This window comes from Roseateles chitinivorans, assembly GCF_002761755.1.
GTDB classification, from domain to species: Bacteria; Pseudomonadota; Gammaproteobacteria; order Burkholderiales; family Burkholderiaceae_C; genus Roseateles; species Roseateles chitinivorans.
This window is the reverse complement of the sequence record NZ_PEOG01000194.1, coordinates 1-474: the sequence shown is the minus strand read 5'-3', so window position 1 is coordinate 474 and position 474 is coordinate 1. Positions and strand designations below refer to the sequence as shown.

1 protein-coding gene is annotated in these 474 nt (G+C 37.8%); it reads right to left on the bottom strand.

Annotation, left to right across the window (positions count from 1 at the left end; genetic code table 11):
• Positions 1-246 precede the first annotated feature (246 nt).
• On the bottom strand, positions 247-474 hold a 228-nt coding region (locus tag CS062_RS27145; RefSeq protein ID WP_233218249.1), incomplete at its 5' end, for a heavy-metal-associated domain-containing protein.

Sequence of the window (474 nt, the reverse complement as noted above, 5' to 3'; positions counted from 1 at the left end):
AATAAAAACAGGAATAGTCAATCCCAGTTGTACATAAGGGTTCATTAAGAAATGAATATGTACACCCGGAATCATGTGTAACATCAAAGGGGCGGTGAAGACAAAGCAAAACCAAAAACGTTGTAAATGATTTGAGAATAAACGTTTAGGTTGTTTTGCAGAATCATTGCTGCCATCATTCTTTACAGTATATCCGAGTCCATTGATACCCTTGGCTATTTCCTTCGGGGAACTGTTTTCAGGTAACTAAAAACTCACATCGCCACCGATGAAATTCACTTTTACATTTTGCATTCCTTGTGATTGCAGGTATTTGTTTACCGTTAATGCACAGTTGGTACAGGTCATACCTTCCACTTTCCAATTCACTTTTTCCATATTCAGTTTTGTGGCGTTGAAGATTACAAGTGCAAATTTACCACTTACCGAAGGCCTGCTCTTTCGATTTGAGAAGAATATTTCTACAGCATGGTT